Source organism: Streptomyces minutiscleroticus (assembly GCF_014650875.1).
GTDB classification, from domain to species: domain Bacteria; phylum Actinomycetota; class Actinomycetes; order Streptomycetales; family Streptomycetaceae; genus Streptomyces; species Streptomyces minutiscleroticus.
This window is the reverse complement of the sequence record NZ_BMVU01000042.1, coordinates 42,251-63,041: the sequence shown is the minus strand read 5'-3', so window position 1 is coordinate 63,041 and position 20,791 is coordinate 42,251. Positions and strand designations below refer to the sequence as shown.

Sequence of the window (20,791 nt, the reverse complement as noted above, 5' to 3'; positions counted from 1 at the left end):
TGCCGGGCACGGCCTAGGGTTGCTGTGTGAACGAGCTCGACGTCGTAGGTGTCCGGGTCGAAATGCCCTCCAACCAACCGATCGTCCTCCTGCGTGAAGTGGGGGGCGACCGTTACCTCCCCATCTGGATCGGACCGGGGGAGGCAACGGCGATCGCCTTCGCCCAGCAGGGCATGGCTCCCGCGCGACCGCTGACCCACGACCTGTTCAAGGACGTGCTGGAGGCCGTCGGCCAGGAGCTCACCGAAGTACGCATCACGGATCTGCGCGAAGGCGTCTTCTACGCGGAGCTGGTCTTCGCCAGCGGGGTCGAGGTCAGCGCCCGGCCGTCCGACGCCATAGCGCTGGCGCTGCGCACCGGGACGCCGATCTACGGCAGCGACGGGGTCCTGGACGACGCCGGCATCGCGATCCCGGACGAGCAGGAGGACGAGGTGGAGAAGTTCCGCGAGTTCCTCGACCAGATCTCGCCCGAGGACTTCGGGACCAACAGCCAGTGACTCCGCGGGGCCGGCGGGCAGCGGACCGTACCGTGGGACCGGGGAGACATTCGGTTAGCCTTTCCCCGCGGTGAGGCACGGAAAACCACTCCTAGGGTGATTATCACTCGGCGTGCCGAGTGTGGCGATCGTTGACGCACCCCCGGTGACTGCCTACCGTCGAGAGGGCAGTTCGAGGACGGAGGTCGGCGTGAGAAGCAGCGGCGACGGTACGGCTGGGGGCGCCCCCGGACGCATTCCGGGGGAGGGCGGCTCCCCGTACCCTTCTCCGAACCCACGGCTCCGCCCGAGCGGGGGACGTCCCCCTCACGGCGGCCCCGCCGCGCAGCGCCCCTCGGCGGTGCCGCGCGACGACGGTGCGGCGTCCGCCGAGATCGGCTACCGCGGCCCGACGGCCTGCGCCGCCGCGGGCATCACCTACCGCCAGCTGGACTACTGGGCCCGCACCGGCCTCGTCGAGCCCAGCGTGCGCCCCGCCTACGGGTCGGGGACCCAGCGCCTCTACAGCTTCCGGGACGTCGTCGTCCTGAAGATCGTCAAGCGGTTCCTCGACACCGGGGTGTCGCTGCAGAACATCCGCACCGCGGTCCAGCACCTGCGGGAGTGCGGTTTCCGGGACCTGGAGCGCATGACGCTGATGAGCGACGGCGCCACGGTCTACGAGTGCACCTCGCCCGACGACGTGCACGCGCTGCTCCAGGGCGGGCAGGGCATCTTCGGCATCGCCGTGGGCGTGGTCTGGCGCGACGTGGAGAGCGCGCTGTCGCAGCTGCACGGCGAGCGCGTCGACACCGGCGAGACGCTCCTCGGCCAGCACCCCGCCGACGAGCTGGCACGGCGCCGCAACCGCGCGGTCTGAGGCCGCGACGCCCGCCCCGCCCGGGCGTTGTCAGTGGCGTAGGGCAGCATCGGAGCTGTGAGGAACGCGCCCACGATCCTGCATCTCGACATGGATGCCTTCTACGCCTCGGCGGAGCAGGCGTCCAAGCCGAGCCTGCGCGGCAAGGCCGTGATCGTCGGCGGGCTCGGGCCGCGCGGCGTGGTGGCCACCGCGTCCTACGAGGCGCGGGTCTTCGGGGTCCACTCGGCGATGCCGATGGCGCAGGCGCGCCGCCTCGCTCCGCACGCGGCGTACCTGGTGCCGCGCTTCCCGTTCTACCGGGCCATCAGCGAGCAGGTGATGGGACTGCTGAGGGCCCTGTCGCCCCTGGTGGAGCCGCTGAGCCTGGACGAGGCCTTCGTGGACCTGGAGGCCGGCGGCGTGGCCTGGGACGAGGAGTCGGCGCGGCTGACGGGCGCCAGGCTGCGCGCCGACATACGGGAGGTGACGGGCCTGACGGGGTCGGTGGGGCTGGCCGCCTCCAAGATGCTCGCGAAGATCGCCTCCGAGCAGGCCAAGCCCGACGGCCTGGTGCTGATCGAGCCGGGCACCGAGCGGGCGCTGCTGGGGCCCATGCCGGTGCGCACGCTCCCGGGCGTGGGCCCGGCCACCGGGGACCACCTGCGGCGGGCCGGGATCACCACGGTGGAGGAGATCGCCGAGGCCGGCCAGGACGAGCTCGTACGGCTGCTGGGCCGGGCGCACGGCCAGGCGCTGTACGCGATGGCGCTGGCGCACGACGAGCGGCCCGTGGTGGCCGAGCGGGACGCGAAGTCGGTCTCGGTGGAGGACACCTACGACATGGACATCCACGACCGCGTGCGGGTGCGGGCGGAGGTGCAGCGGCTGGCCGACCGGTGCGTGCAGCGGCTGCGGGCGGCCGGGCGGTCGGGCCGGACCGTGGTGCTGAAGGTGCGGCGGTACGACTTCTCCACGCTGACGCGCTCGGAGACGCTGCGCGGGCCCACCGACGACCCGGCCGTGGTGCGCGAGGCGGCCGCGCGGCTGCTGGAGTCGGTGGACACCACCGGGGGCGTGCGGCTGCTCGGGGTCGGGGTCTCCGGGCTCGCCGACTTCACGCAGGAGGACCTGTTCGCGCAGGCGCGCACCGCGGTGGGCGGGGCCGCGCTCCCCGAGGAGGAGCCGCGGAGGGAGGTCCAGGACGAGCCGGCCGAGGAGCCGGCGCCGCCCGCCGCCGAGCGGCGGTGGCGGGCGGGCCACGACGTGCGGCACGCCGTGCACGGGCACGGATGGGTCCAGGGCAGCGGTCTGGGACGGGTCACCGTGCGGTTCGAGACGCCCGACTCCGGGCCCGGGCGGGTGCGCACCTTCCGGACCGACGACCCGGAGCTGGAGCCGGCGGACCCGCTGCCGCTGGTGACGCGAAGACCCGGGGCCGGGGCATTGACCACCCAGGAGCCGGGCTAGGTCTCGTCGGTGCCCGCCAGACGGCCGAAGTCGCGGTCCGGGAGCGGGGGCGGCGGGGCCACGTCGAGTCCGTAGTGGTGGTAGAGCTGGATCTCCTGCTCCGGGGAGAGGTGGCGGCCGACCCCGAAGTCGGGGGCGTCCTTGATGAGAGCCCGCTCGAAGGGCACGCGCAGATCGTCCCCGACCAGCTCGCTGGGCTCCAGCGGCACGAAGGCGTCCCTGCTGAACAGGCCGGTGCGTACGGCCGCCCACTCCGGCTCGCCGGTGGCGTCGTCGAGGTAGACCTCGTCGACGGTGCCGATCTTGTTGCCGTCACGGTCGAACACCTTGCGGCCGATCAGGTCGCGTGGATCGATGTCGGTGCGCACGGTCCCTCCAACTGGTCGCAACTCATCCGTTGGCACTACAAAAGAACACAATCGGGTAGGTGGCCACTCGAAAAATTCGCCGGTCATCCTCGCTGGTACGCTGACAATGGCTGCTGACCCCGTGCGGGAGAGCTCTCCGGACCCCTCCGGAGGCGCCGAAGGAGCAACTCCTCCCCGGAATCTCTCAGGCCCCCGTACCGCACGGACGAGGTCACTCTGGAAAGCAGGGCGGGCGTCCACGGCTCCCGACCTCACCGACGGTGAAAGCCGGAGCGTCCCTGGTGGCGGGCCGGTGAAGCTCTCAGGTCGCGATGACAGAGGGGGAGGCCGTTCGGGCACCCGCCACGGGTGCCCTCGAAGGTCGCGTCAGACCAGGAGGCCTCCGCAATGACCGCCCACCGCACTCCGCTCTCCGAACTCGAACAGGGCATCCCCTTCGAGCAGCGCCACATCGGCCCCGACCCCGAGGCACGGGCGAAGATGCTCGCGCAGGTCGGCTACGGCTCGCTCGACGAGCTCACGGCCGCCGCGGTCCCGGACGTGATCAGGAACGCCGACGCGCTCGACCTGCCGGACGCCCGCACCGAGGCCGAGGTCCTGGCCGAACTGCGCTCCCTCGCGGACCGCAACGAGGTCCTGGACTCGATGATCGGCCTGGGCTACCACGGCACGTTCACCCCGCCGGTGATCCTGCGCAACGTCATGGAGAACCCGGCCTGGTACACCGCCTACACGCCGTACCAGCCGGAGATCTCGCAGGGCCGCCTGGAGGCGCTGCTGAACTTCCAGACCATGGTCGCCGAGCTGACCGGACTGCCCACCTCCGGCGCCTCGCTGCTCGACGAGGGCACCGCGGCCGCCGAGGCCATGGCGCTGTCCCGGCGCATGGGCAAGAACAAGAAGGGCCTGTTCCTGGTCGACGCGGACGCCCTGCCGCAGACCGTCGCCGTGATCGGGACGCGCGCCGAGCCGACCGGCGTCGAGGTCGTCGTCGCGGACCTGAGCGAGGGCATCCCCGCCGAGGTCGCCGAGCGCGAGATCAACGGCGTGCTGATCCAGTACCCGGGCGCCTCCGGCGCCGTGCGCGACATCCGGCCCGTCATCGAGCGGGCGCACGAGCTGGGCGCCGTCGTCACGGTCGCCGCCGACCTGCTCGCCCTCACCCTGCTCACCTCGCCCGGCGAGCTGGGCGCGGACATCGCCGTCGGCACCACGCAGCGCTTCGGCGTGCCGATGGGCTTCGGCGGTCCGCACGCCGGCTACATGGCCGTCCGCGAGAAGTTCGCGCGCAGCCTGCCCGGCCGCCTCGTGGGCGTCTCGGTGGACGCCGACGGCGACAAGGCGTACCGGCTGGCCCTGCAGACGCGCGAGCAGCACATCCGCCGCGAGAAGGCGACCAGCAACATCTGCACCGCGCAGGTGCTGCTCGCCGTGATGGCGGGCATGTACGCCGTCTACCACGGCCCCGAGGGGCTGCGCACGATCGCGCGCCGTACGCACCGGTACGCCGTGATCCTGGCCGAGGGCCTGCGCGCGGGCGGGGTCGAGATCGTGCACGGCGCGTACTTCGACACCCTGACCGCGCGGGTGCCGGGCCGGGCCGCCGAGGTCGTCGCCGCCGCCCGCGAGGGCGGGGTCAACCTCCGTCTCGTCGACGCCGACCACGTCTCGATGGCCTGCGACGAGACCACCACGCGCGCCCGTCTCGGCGCCGTGTGGAGCGCGTTCGGCGTCGAGGGCGACGTCGAGGCCCTGGACGCGGCCGCCGCCGACGCGCTGCCCGAGGAGCTGCTGCGCACGGACGCGTACCTCACGCACCCGGTCTTCCACCAGCACCGCTCCGAGACCGCGATGCTGCGCTACCTGCGCCGCCTCGCCGACCGCGACTACGCGCTCGACCGCGGCATGATCCCGCTGGGCTCGTGCACGATGAAGCTCAACGCGACGACCGAGATGGAGCCGGTCACCTGGCCGGAGTTCGGTCAGCTGCACCCCTTCGCGCCCGCCGAGCAGGCGCAGGGATACCTCACGCTCATCCGCGAGCTGGAGGAGCGCCTCGCCGAGGTCACCGGCTACGACAAGGTCTCGCTCCAGCCGAACGCGGGCTCGCAGGGCGAGCTGGCGGGCCTGCTGGCCGTGCGCGGCTACCACCGCGCCAACGGCGACGAGCAGCGCACCGTCTGCCTCATCCCGTCCTCCGCGCACGGCACCAACGCCGCGAGCGCCGTCATGGCCGGCATGAAGGTCGTCGTGGTGAGGACCGCCGAGGACGGCGAGGTCGACGTCGAGGACCTGCGCGCCAAGATCGAGCAGCACCGCGACGAGCTGGCCGTGCTGATGATCACGTACCCGTCCACGCACGGCGTGTTCGAGGAGCACGTCGCCGACATCTGCGCGCAGGTGCACGAGGCGGGCGGCCAGGTGTACGTCGACGGCGCCAACCTCAACGCGCTGGTGGGCCTGGCCAGGCCGGGCCACTTCGGCGGCGACGTCTCGCACTTGAATCTGCACAAGACGTTCTGCATCCCGCACGGCGGCGGCGGTCCCGGCGTCGGCCCGGTCGGCGTGCGCGCGCACCTCGCGCCGTACCTGCCCAACCACCCGCTGCAGCCCGCCGCGGGCCCGGAGACCGGCGTCGGCCCGATCTCGGCCGCCCCGTGGGGCTCCGCCGGCATCCTGCCGATCTCCTGGGCGTACGTGCGCCTGATGGGCGGCGAGGGCCTGAAGCGGGCCACGCAGGTCGCCGTGCTCAGCGCGAACTACGTGGCCAAGCGCCTGGAGCCGCACTACCCGGTGCTCTACACCGGCCCCGGCGGCCTCGTCGCGCACGAGTGCATCATCGACCTGCGGCCGCTCACCAAGGCGACCGGCGTCAGCGTCGACGACGTGGCCAAGCGCCTGATCGACTACGGCTTCCACGCGCCGACGATGTCCTTCCCGGTGGCCGGCACGCTGATGATCGAGCCCACCGAGAGCGAGAATCTGGCCGAACTCGACCGGTTCTGCGAGGCGATGATCGCTATTCGCGCCGAGATCGAGAAGGTCGGCGCGGGCGAGTGGCCCGCGGACGACAACCCGCTGCGCAACGCCCCGCACACGGCCGCCGCGCTCGGCGGCGCCTGGGAGCACCCGTACGGCCGCGAGGAGGCCGTCTTCCCGGCGGGCGTGACGGCCGCGGACAAGTACTGGCCGCCGGTGCGCCGCATCGACCAGGCCTACGGCGACCGCAACCTCGTCTGCTCCTGCCCGCCGCTGGACGCGTACGAGGACTGAGCCGACCGTGCCCCCGCGTCCGTACGGACACGGGGGCACGCGCGAGGGCCGGTTCCGGGACGTCCCGGAACCGGCCCTCGGCTGTTCACGTGCGGCTGTTCACGTGCGGCGGCCTCAGGCGGCCGTCATCACCTGGTCGGTGCCCAGCGGGCGGTGCGGGGCGATGACCCGGCCGTCCGGCAGGAGCTCACCGGTGTCCTCGAAGAGCAGGACGCCGTTGCACAGCAGGCTCCATCCCTGCTCCGGGTGGTGCGCCACGAGGGCGGCCGCCTCCCGGTCGGCGGAGTCGGCTGTCGGGCACGGTGGCTGGTGCTGGCACATGGATGGGATCTTTCGCTGTGGTGTGGTGTCGTCGGTGGTCGTACGGTCTGTCACGCGGCGCGTCACGCTCATGGCCGCCCCCCGTTTGTCAGATGGTTCGGGACCCAGTGTTGCCCTACGGACGTCAATCCGCAGGGATTTCGCGGCAGCACTCCTCACAGGTTGATGACGCACCACCCGCATGGGTGGTTCATCTCAACTCCAGTGTGTATTCGGGTGATTGGCCGTGGTCGGATGGGGCTAGTCCGAACGGGCCGAGGACGCGATGCGTCCCCTGAGCGTCACTGTGCGCAGTGGGGTGCACGGGGCGGCGGGACTTCCGACGCGCCTGTGCCCCGCGGCCCGTCGGGCGGCGGGGCACGAGGGGGCGGACGGCCGGGTCAGGCCGGAGCGGGCGAGGCGGAGGTGGGAGAGGCGGGGGAGGCGGGGGAGCCGAGCAGTGGTGCGGGCATGAGCCGGTGCGTGAGCACGGGGAGCAGGTCGGCGACGCGGTGCGGGCGGTGCGCCGCTATGCCCGGCGGTGCGGGTGCCAGCGGTACGAGCAGGTCGGCTGCGGCCGGGTGGCCCGCCGTGCCGTCCGAGGCGACGTCGCCGTGCAGCCAGAGCGTGAGCATGTAGAGCTCGGGCACGGACAGCAGGCGTGCCTGGTAGGGCTGCTGGAGGGCCTCGGCCTGGCGCAGGGCGCGTTCGGTGGAGGCCAGGTAGGGACCCTCGAAGAACCGGGCGAAGACCCAGCCGTCGGGGGTGAGCCGGGTCTCGGCCGCCGCCACGGCGTGGTCGCCGGAGCGGATGAGGAAGCGCCACCCGGCGAGCCGGGTGGCCGGGGTGCCGGCCGGGGTGAGGCGGTCCAGGACGTGGACGGGCAGCGGGGTCTCGGGCGTGACGGGTCCCTGGGCGGCGCGCAGGGACGGGGTGCGGGCCTCACGGACCGCGGTGGGGGAGCCGAGAGCCGTGAGGACGGTACGCAGGGCGGGCGCGGGAGCCGGGGGCACGTGCAGCGGCATGGTGGGTCGCCTCTCATTCACAGGCAGGGCGGCGCGAGGGCGGGGGCGGACGGCGCTGTCAGCTACCGGTCAGAGGTGTGGTGGCCGCGACCCGGTCCATGTGGTGAAGTGCCGCGCGCCGTGTGACGCCGGCCCGTGCGCTCGCCCCGCCGCCGGAGGGTCGCGATGGCGTCCCCCGCGGCCGCCGGGACCAAGGGTGCCTCCACCGAACCTTCGGGCTCGTGATGATCGCGTACGCCGGACGACGCACGGCCCGCATCCTCGGGCGAACGACGGCACTTCGACGACAGGGCCCAGGACCGCGAGCGCCAACTCTCTCTGCCTCGTTTTGTGGAGTTTATACGATGCGTGTTCGCTCCAGGTTTCCGCTACCTGTTCGACGTATTAAAAACAAGACTCAATTCGGTCGAAGAATTGTTGTGTTTCATGCCGATTCTTCGGGGGTACCCGTCGTTGACCTTGCTTTACGTTGTCGGAGCGGACGGCCGATTGTTGTCGGCGTTTTTCACGAGCATCTGCACGTGAAAACTCCGTACTGCTCCATGCCGCGTGAATGTGCCGGAGGAGAGTGATGTTCAGCGTAGCGCTCAGGGGTTCCGTCCGCGGCGTTACGGATCACATTGCCTGGGCATCATCCACCGTGACCCCAGTAACACCAGCGGCAGGCGGAACGACCTGCCCGCTCGAGGAGGGACGCTTCGATGGGGGAGAAGGTCGTGGCGGGACCGTTCGGCCTGTCCGATCGGCAGCGCTACCGCGACAAGCTCCAGCAGTGCCTGGCGGTACTGGAGCGACTGCTGGACGAGAAGCGGTTCGACCGCCCCAGGAATCTCATGGGCCTGGAGATCGAGCTGAATCTCGCCGGGCTCGACGGCATGCCGAGAATGATGAATGCGCAGGTCCTGGAGCGCATCGCGAGCCGTGATTTCCAAACGGAACTCGCGATGTTCAACCTCGAGGTGAACATCGCCCCGCACAGCATCGACGGCCGCGTATTCGACCGGCTCTCGGAGGAGCTGCGCACCTCTCTCGCCTATGCGCACCGCAAGGCGAAAGAGGTCGACGCCGGGATCGTGATGATCGGCATTCTGCCGACGCTGCGGCGCGACGACCTCGTCTCCGCGAACCTCTCCGACGTCGACCGCTACACCCTGCTCAACGATCAGATCGTGGCGGCCCGCGGCGAGGACTTCGCGCTCGACATCGAGGGAGTGGAGCGACTGCGGTGCACCTCGGCGTCGATCGCGCCCGAGGCCGCCTGCACGTCCGTGCAACTGCACCTGCAGATCACGCCGGGACGGTTCGCGGACGTGTGGAACGCGGCGCAGGCCGTCGCCGCCGCGCAGATAGCGGTGGGCGCCAACGCGCCGTTCCTGTTCGGGCGCGAACTGTGGCGCGAGTCGCGGCCGCCGCTGTTCCAGCAGTCCACCGACACCCGCCCGCCCGAGCTGCAGGCCCAGGGCGTACGGCCGCGGACCTGGTTCGGGGAGCGCTGGATCTCGTCGGCGTACGACCTGTTCGAGGAGAACATCAAGTACTTCCCCGCGCTGCTGCCGATGTGCGACGACGAGGACCCGCAGGCCGTCCTCGACGAGGGCCGCGCGCCCAGGCTCGCCGAACTCGTGCTGCACAACGGCACCGTCTACCGCTGGAACCGCCCGGTGTACGACCTCGACGACGAGGGCGTACCGCATCTGAGGGTGGAGAACCGGGTGCTGCCCGCCGGGCCCACGGTCGTCGACGTCGTGGCCAATGCGGCCTTCTACTACGGGGTCGTGCGGGCGCTCGCCGACGAGGAGCGGCCGGTGTGGACCCGGATGCCCTTCGAGGCGGCGGCCGGCAACTTCGAGGCCGCGTGCCGCCACGGCATCGACGCCCGCTTCCGGTGGCCGGGCCGCGGCCGGCACGGCGGGGTCGAGGAGGTGGAGGCGGTCCGGCTGGTGCAGGAGGAGCTGCTGCCGCTCGCCGCGGCGGGCCTGGACGCGTGGGGCATCGCGCCCGCCGACCGGGACCTGTACCTCGGAGTGATCGAGGAGCGGTGCAAGCGGCGCACCAACGGCGCCTCCTGGCAGGCCCGCACCTTCCACGAGGCGCTGGACAGCGGCATGAGCAGGGAGGAGGCCCTCGCGGCCACCACCCGCCGCTACAGCGAGCTCATGCACATCGGGGAGCCCGTGCACACCTGGCCGGTGGAGGCGCCGAAGCCCGCGCCGCCGCTGGGCTGACGGCGGCGGCCCGTCCGCCGAGGGGGCGCGCCGGTCACCGGTGCGCCCCCTCGTGGTTCTGTCACAGGCGGTCTCCGTACGCTCATGGGCATCGGCCCCGGCGGCTTCCCGTGCATCTTCACGGGTGACACGGGGCGCTACGGGTCCACGGGGACGGGAGGCACAGGTGCAGGCGGAGGCGGGGCCGGCGGACGGCTCTTTGCCGGCGGGGCGGCCGGCGCGGCGGATCGTGCGCGACGAGACGCTGCTGGTGCTCGGGCTCTCGCTCGGGGCGAGCGGGGTGTCCGCGCTCATCAGTTTCATCGGTTCGGTCACCCGGCCGGGCGGTCTGAAGGACCAGGCCGCCACCCTCAACGCGTCGGCGGCGCCGGGGCGGCCCTGGCTCGACCTGGCCTGGCAGCTCTTCGGCATCGCGTCCGCGCTGGTGCCGGTCGCGCTCGTCGCGCACTTCCTGCTCCGCGAGGGCGCGGGCCTGCGCACGATCGGGTTCGACCGCACGCGCCCGTGGCCCGACCTCGGGCGGGGCGCCGTGATCGCCGCGGTGATCGGCAGCGCCGGCATCGCCTTCTACCTGGCCGCCCGCGGCCTGGGCTTCAACCTCACCGTGGTGCCCGAGGCACTGCCCGACGTGTGGTGGAAGTACCCGGTGCTGGTCCTGTCCGCGGTGCAGAACGCGGTCCTCGAAGAGGTCGTCGTCGTCGGGTACCTGCTGCGCCGACTGCACCAACTGGGCTGGACCCCGGCCGCCGCCCTGGCGGGCAGCTCCGTGCTGCGCGGCTCGTACCACCTCTACCAGGGCGTCGGCGGGTTCGTCGGCAATCTGGTGATGGGCGTGGTCTTCGTGTACCTCTACCGGCGCTGGGGCCGGGTGGGGCCGCTGGTCGTCGCCCACACGCTGCTCGACGTCGGGGCGTTCGTCGGGTACGCGCTGCTGGCGGGCAAGGTGGGGTGGCTGCCGACGGCCTGAGCGGCCGACGGCCCGGACCCGCTTCCGTCGGTCTGCCGAGGGGCGTACGCGTGGACGCGTACGCCCCTCGGACTGCGTGCGGGGCCTTCCGGGGCGGGCGCCGTCAGACGAGCAGGTCGCCCTCGACGACCGTCACCGCGCGGCCGCCGAGCAGGGTGCGCTCCCCGCGCACCGAGGTGCGGACCAGGCCGGAGCGGGCCGAGGCCTGCAGTCCGGTGAGGTCGGGGCGGCCGATCCGCTCGGACCAGTAGGGGGCGAGGGCGGTGTGCGCGCTGCCGGTGACCGGGTCCTCGTCGATGCCGACGTTGGGGAAGAAGCAGCGGGAGACGAAGTCGTAGCCGCGCGAGGGGTCCTCGGCGCGGGCCGTCGCGATGATGCCGCGCTCGGAGAAGGCGGCCAGGGCCTTCACATCGGGGGAGAGGCCGACGACCGTCTTCTCGTCGGCGAGCTCCACCAGCAGGTCCCCGACGTCCGGGCCGGTGTCGCGGGCGGCGAGGGGCGTGGCGCCCAGGGCGCCGGCGACGCCGTCCGGGACCGCGGCCGGGGTGAGCGGCGCGGTCGGGAAGTCGAGCGTGATCGACCCGTCCTCGTCCGGGAGCGCGGTCAGCACACCGCTGCGGGTGGCGAACCGGACCGGGCCCTCGTGCGCGCCCGTGGAGCGCAGGACGTGGGCGGTGGCCAGCGTCGCGTGGCCGCACATCGCGACCTCGGTGGCGGGGGTGAACCAGCGCAGCGCCCAGTCGGCCCCGCCGCCCTCCGGCAGCCGGTGGGCGAAGGCCGTCTCGGCGTGGTTCACCTCCAGGGCCACGTTCTGGAGCCAGGCGTCCTCCGGGAACTCGTCCAGGAGGAGGACTCCGGCCGGGTTGCCGGAGAAGGGCCGGTCGGTGAAGGCGTCGACGATTCGGATCCGCATGGAGCAGCACGCTAGCCGCAGGTCAGCGGGGCGGGCCAAGGCCAATCCGGGGTGCGTGGACCGGTCGGCGCCGGACGCCGTCGCTCCGTCCGCCGGTCGGTCGCGGCCGACGTGCGGCAGGGCCTTGTCATCCGATTGGTTCCGATATATCGTCGAGACATCGCAATCGATCGAAGAAGAATGGAGTGAGTGCGATGCGTTCCCACGGACAGGAGTACGGTCCGGGCTTCGGTCCCGGACGAGGACGCGGTCATGGGCATGGTCACGGCGGCCCCGGATTCGGCGGCCCCGGCCCGGGTGGCCCCGAAGGGCGGCGTGCGGCCTTCGGCCCCTTCGGGCCCGGATTCGGCGGCCCGGGCTTCGGTGGTCCCGGGTTCGGCCCGGGCCCCTGGGGCCGCGGCGGCCGCGGTCCGGGGCGGGGCAGGGCGCGGCGCGGTGACGTCCGCGCCTCGATCCTGGCCCTGCTCAAGGACCGGCCCATGCACGGCTACGAGATGATCAGGGAGATCGCCGAGCGCAGCGGCGGGGCGTGGAAGCCCAGCCCGGGCTCGGTGTACCCGACCCTCCAGCTGCTGGAGGACGAGGGCCTGATCAGCAGTGCGACCGAGGGCGGCAAGAAGCTCTTCTCGCTCACCGAGCAGGGGCGCGCCGCGGCCGACGAGGGCCCCGAGGCGCCCTGGGAGGAGGCCTCGCGCGGCGTCGACTGGGAGGCGCTGAACGACGTCCGGCAGGCCGGCGTCGGCCTGATGGAGGCGTTCGGGCAGGTCTGGAAGACGGGCAGCAAGGAGCAGCGCGAGAAGGCACTGGCCGTCGTCAACGACGCCCGCAAGAGGCTGTACCTGATCCTCGCCGACGAGGACTGATGGCCCGCCCTGGGGAGTGCGCCGGCCCCGGCGCATCCTCCCGGCGCGGACGGCGCCCCGCGGAAGGAGTCCGCGGGGCGCCCTGGTGTCCTCCGCCTCTCCCGTGCAAGGGCGAGACGCACCCGCTGAGGCCGGTGAGGGGGGAGTGACGTCGAAGTCATCCCCAAGGAGGAGAAGACGTTCCTGGACGCCCACCTCCTGTCGGACGCCGAAATGCTTCTCGACGAGGATGACCTTCGACGGGACGGCTGATGGGGTGGGGAACGTGCAGCCCTGTACTCCCCAGCAACCGGCCGCCGGGAGCGGTCCGAACGCAACGGACGCCGCGTCCGGGCTCGGTCCCGGGCTGGCACCGGTGGTCGCCGGCGCGCGCCGCAGGGCCCAGCGCGACGCCGACCGCCACATCGACACGGCCCATCTGCTCCACGCGCTGCTGGAGTCCGACCCCGAGGTGCGCGCGGTCTTCGGCGACGCGCAGCCGGCCAGACTGCTCGGCTACCTCGTCCAGCGCAGCATCGGCTACGGACTGCGCTGGCAGGGCGCGGTCGAGGACTCGGGTGCCGTACCGGTCGTGACCGAGGGCGGCTGGTCGCCCGCGGCGACGGCCGCGATGGAGTACGCGGCCGCGCGCGCCGCGCGGCGGGGCGAGTGCTTCCCTCGCGGCGTCGACCTGCTCGCGGGACTCGTGGCGCACCCCGGGTCGCGCGCCTCCGAGGTGCTCGGACACGCCGGGGTGGACGCACGGCGGCTGCTGGCGCGCGTCGAGGCGGGGGACGGGCCCGCCGGATGACGGGGAGCGGGTGGCGGACCCGCCGCGCGAGGGGGAACGCGTCCACCGGGTGAGACAGGTGTCAACGGGGGTGACGGTCATGTCCACGCCTGTCATCATGTGCCGGTGCATACGTCTGGGAGTGGTGGGGTCCCCCGTGCCGGGAGGACCGGGCTCGTGCTCGCGCTCGTGTCGGCCGTGGCCTTCGGCGGGTCCGGAGTCGCGGCCAAGCCGCTGATCGAGGCGGGCCTCGACCCACTGCACGTGGTGTGGCTGCGGGTCGCGGGCGCCGCGCTGGTGATGCTGCCGTACGCCGTCCGCCACCGCGCCCTGCTGCGCCGCCGCCCCGGGCTGCTCGCCGGCTTCGGGCTGCTGGCCGTGGCCGGCGTCCAGGCCTGCTACTTCGCCGCGCTCTCTCGCATCCCCGTCGGGGTGGCGCTGCTGGTCGAGTACCTCGCGCCCGCGCTCGTCCTCGGGTGGGTGCGGTTCGTGCAGCGGCGTCCGGTGACGCGGGCCGCCGCCGTCGGCGTCGTCCTCGCGGTCGGCGGGCTGGCCTGCGTGGTCGAGGTCTGGGCGGGGCTCGGCTTCGACCCCCTGGGGCTCCTGCTCGCGCTCGGCGCCGCCTGCTGCCAGGTCGGCTACTTCGTCCTGTCCGACCAGGGCGGCGACGCGGGCGACGAGGCGCCGGACCCGCTGGGCGTCATCGCGTACGGACTGCTCGTCGGCGCGGCCGTGCTGACCGCCGTGGCGCGTCCCTGGACCATGGAATGGGCGGTGCTCGGCGGCACCGCCGACCTCGACGGCACGCCCGTCGCGGCCGGGCTGCTGCTCGCCTGGATCGTCCTCGTGGCCACCGTCGCCGCGTACGTCACCGGCGTGCTGGCCGTACGCCGGCTCTCCCCGCAGGTGGCAGGCGTCGTGGCGTGCCTGGAGGCGGTCATCGCGACGGTCGCGGCGTGGGTACTGCTCGGCGAGCACCTGTCGGCGCCGCAGATCGCCGGCGGCGCGGTGGTGCTGGCCGGCGCGTTCATCGCCCAGTCCGCAGCGCCCGCCAAGGCCGCCGCGGAACCCGTCGCGGGGAGCGCGGGCGGTCCCGAGAGCCGGGTGGCCGCCCGGGGGACCCCCACCTAGGCCGGTCCGGCGCGGTTGCCCCGGCCGACCGGCCCCGCACGGCCCCGGCGGGGACGCTACGCGAGCCCGCAGCGGTGCCACGTGCCGAGTGCTGCCTACCAGGTGCCGCGTGCCGTGCGGGCCCACCCCTGTGGGGCTCGCACGGCACGCGGCCGACCGGGGCGGTGGTACGCGGTCCGCCGGGCACGTGGTGGGCGACTGCGACTGCGGCTGCGGCTGCGGCGTCGGTCCGCGGGCCGCCCTTGTGCCTCCGCCGCCGCGCGGTCCCCCGGAGCCACGCGCGGTCCCTTCGATTCGTTCCGCCTGCTCGCGGTCCCGGTCCCGGTCCCGTTCCTACTGTTCGCGGGCCCGGACCCGTTCCCGCGGGCGGTGGTGGCCGCGCGGCGCGTCCCCTCCGGTCGCGGCCCGGCCCCCGGCCCGCCGCGCATTCAGGCGCCCCGCCTGCGCAGCAGGTGCTCCCGGGCCGCCGCGTCCCCCGGTCCGTCCCGCCCCGCCAGTCCGGCGGCGATGCGGCCGCGGACGTCCTCCGGCTTGTGCCCGGCGTACTTGAACTTCGCCCGTACGCCGGTCACTTCGAGCCGCAGCCCCCGGATGCCGGGGAGCAGGCGGCCGTACGGGGCCTCGCCGACGGCCGCGCGCGCGGAGCCGCCGGCGGACTGGAAGTGGCCGAGCTGCCGGTTGAGCAGCTCGGCCTTCTGTGCCGGATCGTCCACCACGTGGGCGGTGCACCGCAGTTGCACCGCCGCGTAGAGGCTGGTCGGCACGCCGTGCTCGGACGGGACGTCCGAGGGGGCCTGCCAGGGGCCCGGCACGAACACGTAGTCGTCCACCACGCTCAGCGTCACGGCCGGCGCGGACTCCAGCGCCGGCCACAGCGGGTTCGGGCGGGCCAGGTGGGCGAGCGCCTCACCGCGCCCGGCGTCGTAGGCGAAGTGCATCGGCTGGACGAACGGCGGCTCGCCGTCCGGGCCGTTGACCGCGAGCTGACCGAAGTCGTGGGCGGTGAGCCAGTGCTGCCACTCGGCGTCGTCGCGGGCCGCGTCCCAGGGGTGGATCAGCATGCCAGTGCCCTCAGGTAGTCGGGTACCCCGATCCCGGGCGCCAGGTCGGCGGCGGGCACCGGGGCGTCGTAGCCCTTGCGCAGGGGCAGGACCCCGGTCCAGTGCGGCAGCGCGAGGTCCTCGGGCTCGTCGTTCGGGCCGCCGGTGCGCAGCTTGGCGGAGACCTCGCCGAGGTCCAGGCGGAGCACGGCCGTGGCGGCCAGTTCCCTGGCGCTGGCGGGCCGGGAGTCGCGGGCGCGGCCCGGGACCACGTGGTCGACCAGTGCGTCCAGGGCCTCGCGCTTCTCGCGGGGGTCCGTCACCTGGCGGGCGGTGCCGTGCACCACCACCGAGCGGTAGTTGACCGAGTGGTGGAAGGCCGAGCGGGCCAGGACCAGGCCGTCGACGTGCGTGACGGTCAGGCAGACGGCGAGGCCGGGGTCGTCCTGCGGGCCGTCGCCCGCCGCCCGCAGCGGGCGCGAACCCGTCGAGCCGTGCACGTAGAGGCGCTCGCCGACCCGCCCGTACAGCGTGGGCAGCACGACCGGCGCCCCGTCGCGGACGAAGCCCAGATGGCAGACGTACCCCTCGTCGAGTATCGAGTGCACCGTCTCGTGGTCGTAGGCGGCGCGCTTCGCGGAGCGCGTGGGGACGGTGCGGTCGGTGGGCGTGTAGGCGGCGTCCGGCGTCGTCACGGGCGCGGCACTCGTCTCCGGCATTGCGCTCTCCATTGCACTAGTACATAATGCTGTTTGTGCTAGGAGAGTATCGGATCGAGGGTCGGCGCGCAGCCGAGATTGCGGCCAGCGTCGAGCGCGCGGTGGGTTCGGGAGAGCTGGAGCCCGGCCAACTCCTGCCGCCCATGCGGGAGTTGGCGGGAGAGTTGGGGGTCAATCCCAATACGGTCGCGGCCGCCTACCGCACGCTGCGCGAACGCGGCGTCATCGAGACGGCGGGCCGCCGCGGCAGCCGGGTGCGGCCGAAACCGGCCACCACCGCCCGCGAGCGCTTCCGTGTGGACGTGCCGCCCGGCGTCCGCGACCTGTCCGACGGCAATCCGGACACCGCGCTGCTGCCGCCGCTCGCCGAGGCGTTCGCACGGGCGGCGGGCCGCGGGGACCGGGAACCGGTGCTCTACGGGGAGGCCGCCGTGGAGCCGGGGCTGGCGCGGGCCGCCCGCGCCGACCTGGACGCCGACGGCGTGCCGGACGGGCCGATCGCGGTCACCTCGGGCTCGCTGGACGCCATCGAGCGCGTCCTGGCGGTCCATCTGCGTCCCGGGGACGCCGTCGCCGTCGAGGACCCCGGCTGGCGCAGCCTGCTGGACCTGGCCCCGGCCATGGGACTCAGGCTGCTGTCCGTCGGCGTCGACGACGAGGGACCGCTCCCCGACGACGTGCGCGCCGCCCTGCGGGCGGGTGCCCGCGCGCTGATCGTCACCGACCGCGCGCAGAACCCCACCGGTGCCGCGGTGAGCGCCTCGCGCGCGCGGGCCCTGCGCTCCGTCCTGGCGGACCACCCGGAGGTGCTGCTCGTCGAGGACGACCACGGGCACCGCATCGTGGACCTGCCCCTGCACCCCCTGGCCGGGGCCACCGCCCACTGGGCGTTCGTGCGCTCGGCGGCCAAGGCGTACGGGCCCGACCTGCGCCTCGCCGTGCTCACCGGGGACGCCGTCACCGTCGACCGCGTCCTGGGGCGGCAGCGGCTCGGCCCCGGCTGGGTCAGCCGGCTGCTGCAGCGGGCCGTCGTACGGCTGTGGGAGGACGGCGCCGTGGACGTACGGGCCGTGGCCGCCTCGTACCGGGAGCGGCGCGACGCGCTGATCGAGACGCTCGCCGCGCGCGGCATCGAGGCCCACGGGCGCAGCGGGATGAACGTGTGGGTGCCCGTGCCCGACGAGACCGGAGTGGTGGCCCGGTTGCTGCACTCCGGCTGGGCGGTCGCCCCGGGGGCCCGCTTCCGGATGGACGCCCCCCCAGGGGTGCGCATCACCGTCTCGTCCCTCTCCCCGGACGACATCGCCCCGCTGGCCGACGCGGTCGCCTCGGCGGCCGGGCCGGCACCGGCGAGGCGTTACGTGTAGCGGACGCGGCGGCGCGGGCCGTCTCCGGGCGTGGCCGTGACGGGCCCCGGCCGCTGCTCGGCCGCTGCGCCCGGCGTGCTCGCGGAAGGGCGTGGTCGCGGAAGGGCGCGGGGACGCCCTCCGACGGCGTCCCCGCGCCCGTTCCCTCCGGCACCCCGCGGCGGCTCCCTCGTCCCTCCGCGCGGGGCGCCCCGCCCGTCGTCCGGGCCGTTCTCACGCCAGCCGGATCGACTCCCCGTCCACCGTGATCCGCACGGCGGGCAGCGGGCCGGTCGCCGGGCCCTTCTCGACGCTGCCGTCCTCGGCGGAGAACCGGCTGTCGTGGCAGGGGCAGGTGATGACCCCGTCGGCGACGCCCTTCACGGCGCACCCCCGGTGCGTGCACTTGGACGAGAAGGCCCTGAACTCGCCCGCCCTCGGCTGGGTGACCACCACCTCCTGGCCGGCGAAGACCTTGCCGCCGCCCTCCGGGATGTCGGCCGTCGACGCCAGCGCCCGCCCGCCGCCGTCCGCACCGGCCTCACCGCCCTCGGGTGCGCCGTTCCCGCCGTCGGCGGGCGCCGCGGTGTCCGAACCCGGCGAGCCGTCGTCCGAGCCCCCGCAGGCGGTCAGCGCGGCCGCGGCACCGGCCGCGCCGGCCGCCGCGAGAACGGCGCGCCGGGCGGGCCCGGACGCGGCCCCGAACGATGTCCTGTGCATGGTGGCGGCCCTTTCCGTGACGGTACGGGATCTCCTGACCCGCCCAGCAGTACGCACGGCCGCCGCTGCCCGTTCACCGCCGCGGCGGCTTCTTCACCCGGGGCTCCTTCCGGGAGGACCCCTCCTCCGACTCCGAGGACGCGGACTCCGACTGCTCCTCCGCGTACTCCTCCTCGGAGGACCCGTTCCCCAAGGACTCCTGGACGAAGGCCAGATCGCACCGCAGCAGGGTGTCGGCGACGCCCTCCGCGGTCACCAGGTGCGTCGCGCCGGGCAGCGGCAGCACCCTGTGCGGGCGTCCGGCGGCGAGCAGCGCCGCCGACAGGCGCAGGGCGTGCGCGGGCACCACGTTGTCGTCGGCCAGGCCGTGGACGAGCATCAGCGGACGCGTGAGCCGGTGCGCGTGCGCCACCAGGGAGCACCGCTCGTAGTTCTCGGGCTGGACGTCCGGGTGGCCCAGATAGCGCTCCTTCCAGTGGGTGTCGTACAGCCGCAGGTCGGTGGGGGCCGCGCCCGCGACCGCCGCGTGGAACACGTCGGGCCGGTGCAGCACCGCGCCCGCCGCGAGGTACCCGCCGAAGGACCAGCCGCGGATCGCCACGCGCCCGGTGTCCAGTTCGGGGAAGAGGGCCGCGGCCGCGCGCACGGCGTCGGCCTGGTCCTCGACCACCGGGCCCAGCTGGTCGCCGTGGATCGCGGTCTCCCAGTCCCGGTCGCGCCCCGGTGTGCCCCGGCCGTCGACCGACAGCACGGCGAAGCCCTGCTCGGCGTACCACTGGTTGACCGCGTGGTGCTAGGCGGCCGCCCGCACCACGGTCCGCAGCCCGGGACCGGAGTACGAGTGCACGACCAGCGGCAGCCGGCCGGGCCCCGGCTCGTACGACGACGGCAGGTACAGGGCGGCCCGCAGCTGCCGGTCGCCGAGCGTGAGGAAGCGCGGCCGGGGCTCGACGACGGGCCGCTCGGCCAGGACCCGGATGCTCCCCGCCGGTGCGCCGTCGCGCAGGACCGTCACGGTCTGCCCGGCCATGGTCCTGCTGTCGAGGACGACGGTGCCGCCCCCGACGGCGGCGGAGTGGAGGCCGGGCCCGTCGGTCAGCCGCTCGAAGCCCGCGGCGGGGGAGTAGGCCCACACATGGGTCTCCGTGGGGTCCTCGCCCGCCGCGAAGTACAGCCGCCCGTCCGCGACGCCGTACACCTCCTCCACGTACAGGCCCTCCGGCGTGCGGACGCCCGTGCCGGTCATCAGCAGGCCCCGGGTGCCCTCCTGCGTGGTCACGACCCATCCCGCGGCCGGCGTGCGCAGGGGCGTGCCCGGCACGAACTCCAGCCAGTGACCGTCACGGAACTCCGACAGCGGCTCCGTCGCGCCCGTCGCGGCGTCGATCCCGAGCAGGAGCGCCGAGCGCTGGTCCCTGGTCTGCACGACGGCGTACGGGCCCGGGCCGTCCCAGCCCGCCGCGACGACGTACTCGAAGGCGGGGTCCGTCCAGGCGCCCGTCGGGTGCGAGGAGCCGGCCCGCTCCGGCAGGCGGACGTCGGCCCGGCCGCCGTCGAGCCGCAGGACGTGCAGCGAGAGGCGCGCGTTGGCGGTGCCGGCCGCCGGGTACGCGACCGCGCGCGGCGGCCGGGCGGGGTCGGCCGGGTCGGCGGTCCACCACCGCTGGACGCCGGAGGTGTCCACCCGCACGGCCAGCAGGGCGTCCCCGTCCGGCGACCACCAGAAGGACCGCGTCCGGCCGATCGACTCGGCCGACACGTGGTCGGGCAGCCCGTACGCCGCCTCGGGGCCCTCGGGCGGGGCGAGGACCAGGTCGCGGCCGCCGTCGGCGTCCACGACGTGCAGGGCGCCCCCGGTGACGTAGGCGATCCGGCTGCCGTCCGGGCCGGGCTGCGGCGCGACGGCCGGTCCCGCGGTGGGGACGCGGCGCGGGCCGCCGCCGTCCGTGCGCACGGTCCACAGGTCCCCGCCGAGCGTGAAGGCCACCAGGCGGCAGGCCGCGTCGGCGGCGTACGCGGTGATGCCGCCGCCGGTCCCGCGCGCCCGCTCGCGGCGGACGCGCTCCGCCTCCGGGACGTCGCCCTCCGCCTCCGTGCCGCCGAGCGCGAGCGGATCCGCGAGCAGGCGTTCCACGCCGTCCTCGGACATCCACAGGCCGCTCACGGCGCTGCGGCCGCCGGCGGTGCGCACGAACAGCACGCGCCTGCCGTCCGGCGAGACGGTGAAGCGCCGCGGCACGCCGAGCGAGAAGCGCCTCGTGCGGGCGAACTGCAGGGGCAGGTCCTCGGTGGGCATGGTGATCCTCTCGTGGTCCGGTGCGGGG

Annotated in this window: 18 protein-coding genes, 1 pseudogene and 1 riboswitch; of the genes and pseudogenes, 10 read left to right on the top strand and 9 right to left on the bottom strand. The window is 74.2% G+C overall.

What is annotated here, in order from left to right; translation table 11 throughout:
* The first annotated feature begins 26 nt into the window (after nt 1-26).
* From IE271_RS30340 to IE271_RS30330, 3 genes are all read left to right on the top strand, one after another.
* Nucleotides 27-500, top strand: a complete 474-nt coding sequence (locus IE271_RS30340) for a bifunctional nuclease family protein (protein WP_006123076.1) — start codon at nt 27-29, stop codon at nt 498-500.
* A 190-nt stretch (nt 501-690) separates the two neighbouring features.
* Entirely contained in the window at nt 691-1,359 is a 669-nt protein-coding gene (locus IE271_RS30335) for a MerR family transcriptional regulator (protein ID WP_190193673.1), read from the top strand.
* Nucleotides 1,360-1,416: 57 nt separating this feature from the next.
* The gene (locus IE271_RS30330; protein ID WP_190193672.1) at nt 1,417-2,808 is read left to right on the top strand and encodes a DNA polymerase IV; all 1,392 of its coding nucleotides are present in this window, start codon (nt 1,417-1,419) and stop codon (nt 2,806-2,808) included.
* Here IE271_RS30330 and IE271_RS30325 read toward each other — a convergent pair.
* A complete protein-coding gene (locus IE271_RS30325; RefSeq protein ID WP_190193671.1) occupies nt 2,805-3,176 on the bottom strand; it encodes a PRC-barrel domain-containing protein in 372 nt (123 codons plus the stop codon). The two genes, IE271_RS30330 and IE271_RS30325, sit on opposite strands and share 4 nt — an antisense overlap.
* 114 nt (nt 3,177-3,290) lie before the next feature.
* Nucleotides 3,291-3,386, top strand: a riboswitch (glycine riboswitch).
* Nucleotides 3,387-3,563: 177 nt separating this feature from the next.
* On the opposite strand from IE271_RS30325, the gene gcvP reads away from it, so the two are divergent.
* Nucleotides 3,564-6,449, top strand: coding sequence for an aminomethyl-transferring glycine dehydrogenase (gcvP, locus tag IE271_RS30320; RefSeq protein WP_190193670.1), 2,886 nt, complete (start codon nt 3,564-3,566; stop codon nt 6,447-6,449).
* A 114-nt stretch (nt 6,450-6,563) separates the two neighbouring features.
* On the opposite strand, the gene IE271_RS30315 is transcribed toward gcvP, so the two are convergent.
* Nucleotides 6,564-6,770 (bottom strand): DUF5999 family protein, encoded by a 207-nt coding sequence (locus IE271_RS30315; protein WP_190193669.1) that lies wholly within the window; start codon nt 6,768-6,770, stop codon nt 6,564-6,566.
* 380 nt (nt 6,771-7,150) lie between these two features.
* Nucleotides 7,151-7,774 (bottom strand): hypothetical protein, encoded by a 624-nt coding sequence (locus IE271_RS30310; RefSeq protein ID WP_190193668.1) that lies wholly within the window; start codon nt 7,772-7,774, stop codon nt 7,151-7,153.
* A gap of 701 nt (nt 7,775-8,475) precedes the next feature.
* On the opposite strand from IE271_RS30310, the gene IE271_RS30305 reads away from it, so the two are divergent.
* Entirely contained in the window at nt 8,476-9,999 is a 1,524-nt protein-coding gene (locus tag IE271_RS30305; RefSeq protein ID WP_190193667.1) for a glutamate-cysteine ligase family protein, read from the top strand.
* Between the two features lie 166 nt (nt 10,000-10,165).
* On the top strand, nt 10,166-10,966 hold the full coding sequence (locus IE271_RS30300) for a CPBP family intramembrane glutamic endopeptidase (protein WP_190193666.1): 801 nt from the start codon (nt 10,166-10,168) through the stop codon (nt 10,964-10,966).
* Nucleotides 10,967-11,069: 103 nt separating this feature from the next.
* Here IE271_RS30300 and IE271_RS30295 read toward each other — a convergent pair whose 3' ends face one another.
* Nucleotides 11,070-11,879: a PhzF family phenazine biosynthesis protein gene (locus IE271_RS30295; RefSeq protein ID WP_190193665.1), complete on the bottom strand. Its 810-nt coding sequence runs from the start codon at nt 11,877-11,879 to the stop codon at nt 11,070-11,072.
* A gap of 194 nt (nt 11,880-12,073) precedes the next feature.
* Here IE271_RS30295 and IE271_RS30290 point away from each other — a divergent pair, with 194 nt between their 5' ends.
* From IE271_RS30290 to IE271_RS30280, 3 genes are all read left to right on the top strand, one after another.
* Entirely contained in the window at nt 12,074-12,742 is a 669-nt protein-coding gene (locus tag IE271_RS30290; protein WP_190193664.1) for a PadR family transcriptional regulator, read from the top strand.
* A 265-nt stretch (nt 12,743-13,007) separates the two neighbouring features.
* The gene (locus IE271_RS30285) at nt 13,008-13,532 is read left to right on the top strand and encodes a Clp protease N-terminal domain-containing protein (RefSeq protein ID WP_229919644.1); all 525 of its coding nucleotides are present in this window, start codon (nt 13,008-13,010) and stop codon (nt 13,530-13,532) included.
* Between the two features lie 99 nt (nt 13,533-13,631).
* Nucleotides 13,632-14,642 carry an EamA family transporter gene (locus IE271_RS30280; RefSeq protein WP_190193662.1) on the top strand — a complete coding sequence of 337 codons (1,011 nt, stop codon included), beginning with the start codon at nt 13,632-13,634 and terminating at the stop codon, nt 14,640-14,642.
* Nucleotides 14,643-15,070: 428 nt separating this feature from the next.
* Here the strand turns inward: IE271_RS30280 and IE271_RS30275 are convergent, their stop codons facing one another.
* A complete protein-coding gene (locus tag IE271_RS30275) occupies nt 15,071-15,703 on the bottom strand; it encodes an FMN-binding negative transcriptional regulator (RefSeq protein ID WP_190193661.1) in 633 nt (210 codons plus the stop codon).
* On the bottom strand, nt 15,697-16,401 hold the full coding sequence (locus IE271_RS30270; protein WP_229919643.1) for a pyridoxamine 5'-phosphate oxidase family protein: 705 nt from the start codon (nt 16,399-16,401) through the stop codon (nt 15,697-15,699). Before IE271_RS30270 ends, IE271_RS30275 begins: the two co-directional genes overlap by 7 nt.
* Before the next feature lie 35 nt (nt 16,402-16,436).
* On the opposite strand from IE271_RS30270, the gene IE271_RS30265 reads away from it, so the two are divergent.
* Entirely contained in the window at nt 16,437-17,768 is a 1,332-nt protein-coding gene (locus tag IE271_RS30265; protein ID WP_190193659.1) for an aminotransferase class I/II-fold pyridoxal phosphate-dependent enzyme, read from the top strand.
* A gap of 213 nt (nt 17,769-17,981) precedes the next feature.
* Here the strand turns inward: IE271_RS30265 and IE271_RS30260 are convergent, their stop codons facing one another.
* The 3 genes and pseudogenes from IE271_RS30260 to IE271_RS30255 all read right to left on the bottom strand — a co-directional run bounded on the left by IE271_RS30260 (nt 17,982) and on the right by IE271_RS30255 (nt 20,763).
* Entirely contained in the window at nt 17,982-18,467 is a 486-nt protein-coding gene (locus IE271_RS30260; protein ID WP_190193658.1) for a Rieske (2Fe-2S) protein, read from the bottom strand.
* A 73-nt stretch (nt 18,468-18,540) separates the two neighbouring features.
* Nucleotides 18,541-19,242: pseudogene (locus tag IE271_RS44040) on the bottom strand (prolyl oligopeptidase family serine peptidase); the annotation flags it as partial.
* Nucleotides 19,243-19,260: 18 nt separating this feature from the next.
* Nucleotides 19,261-20,763, bottom strand: coding sequence for a DPP IV N-terminal domain-containing protein (locus IE271_RS30255; protein WP_373308862.1), 1,503 nt, complete (start codon nt 20,761-20,763; stop codon nt 19,261-19,263).
* Nucleotides 20,764-20,791 lie beyond the last annotated feature (28 nt).

What these genes read in the sequence shown, in the direction of transcription:
- gcvP (WP_190193670.1), top strand. Translation starts at nt 3,564, where the DNA reads ATGACCGCCCACCGCACTCCGCTCTCCGAACTCGAACAGGGCATCCCC.
- IE271_RS30315 (WP_190193669.1), bottom strand. Translation starts at nt 6,770, where the DNA reads ATGTGCCAGCACCAGCCACCGTGCCCGACAGCCGACTCCGCCGACCGG.
- IE271_RS30310 (WP_190193668.1), bottom strand. Translation starts at nt 7,774, where the DNA reads ATGCCGCTGCACGTGCCCCCGGCTCCCGCGCCCGCCCTGCGTACCGTC.
- IE271_RS30305 (WP_190193667.1), top strand. Translation starts at nt 8,476, where the DNA reads ATGGGGGAGAAGGTCGTGGCGGGACCGTTCGGCCTGTCCGATCGGCAG.
- IE271_RS30295 (WP_190193665.1), bottom strand. Translation starts at nt 11,879, where the DNA reads ATGCGGATCCGAATCGTCGACGCCTTCACCGACCGGCCCTTCTCCGGC.
- IE271_RS30290 (WP_190193664.1), top strand. Translation starts at nt 12,074, where the DNA reads ATGCGTTCCCACGGACAGGAGTACGGTCCGGGCTTCGGTCCCGGACGA.
- IE271_RS30275 (WP_190193661.1), bottom strand. Translation starts at nt 15,703, where the DNA reads ATGCTGATCCACCCCTGGGACGCGGCCCGCGACGACGCCGAGTGGCAG.
- IE271_RS30270 (WP_229919643.1), bottom strand. Translation starts at nt 16,401, where the DNA reads ATGCCGGAGACGAGTGCCGCGCCCGTGACGACGCCGGACGCCGCCTAC.
- IE271_RS30260 (WP_190193658.1), bottom strand. Translation starts at nt 18,467, where the DNA reads ATGCACAGGACATCGTTCGGGGCCGCGTCCGGGCCCGCCCGGCGCGCC.
- IE271_RS30255 (WP_373308862.1), bottom strand. Translation starts at nt 20,763, where the DNA reads ATGCCCACCGAGGACCTGCCCCTGCAGTTCGCCCGCACGAGGCGCTTC.